Source organism: Escherichia sp. AM3, from assembly GCF_032029835.1.
Classification (GTDB): domain Bacteria; phylum Pseudomonadota; class Gammaproteobacteria; order Enterobacterales; family Enterobacteriaceae; genus Escherichia; species Escherichia coli.
Genome location: NZ_JAVUPQ010000484.1, coordinates 1 through 648, shown reverse-complemented (window position 1 = coordinate 648; position 648 = coordinate 1). Strand labels below are relative to the sequence as shown.

Below are 648 nucleotides of genomic sequence, written 5' to 3'. Positions count from 1 at the left end.
CAGCATGACCGACCACCCTTGCCGCCATACCAGCCTCTGCGATGACCTGCCAGAATGGCATATCCTGCCACTGCCAGCGTTCCATTCCGGCCAGTGACGGAAAACGCTCGCCCCACTGCCAGAACAGGGTTTCCAGGTCATGCTCTGCCACCCGGTCACTCCAGCGTGCATACCAGCTTCCGACTGTTTCCGGCGAATGGAATGCCAGTTCGATTTCAGCCTGAGCGACCAGCGCCTGGTACGCACGGGCTTTCTGCTCTGCCTCCCTCGCCTGCTGGCGGCTGTACTTCTGCATGACCAGCGCGGATTTATGGCGACTGCGTTCCCTGACACGAAACCGCACCGACGGGAACAAGCGTTCTGCTGCATCGCCTGGAAGGGGAAGGAGGCAAACCTCGCCCTGTGTTTCAATCAGCACATCGATGGCATACAGCCACTGAAGACGGTTGCCGTGCAGTTCTACTGCGGTCAGGGACGGCAGGAAAAATCGCAGGTCAGACAGCGATATCCTGCGGCTTCCGTTCAGACAGCGGAAAAACGCCCCCGCATACGGATATTCAGCCAGCGTGTTACCCTGATGGCGGCGTTTTTCGGTCTCCGCCACCGCCCGCCATGCGGCCTGTTGCTCTGTGCTGAGAGGAACCAGTG

Annotated in this window: 1 protein-coding gene; it reads right to left on the bottom strand. The window is 60.0% G+C overall.

Annotation, left to right across the window (positions count from 1 at the left end):
* A partial coding sequence (locus RTW80_RS26760; RefSeq protein ID WP_312721116.1) for a plasmid SOS inhibition protein A occupies window positions 1-646 on the bottom strand: 646 nt, incomplete at its 3' end.
* Window positions 647-648: the final 2 nt, after the last annotated feature.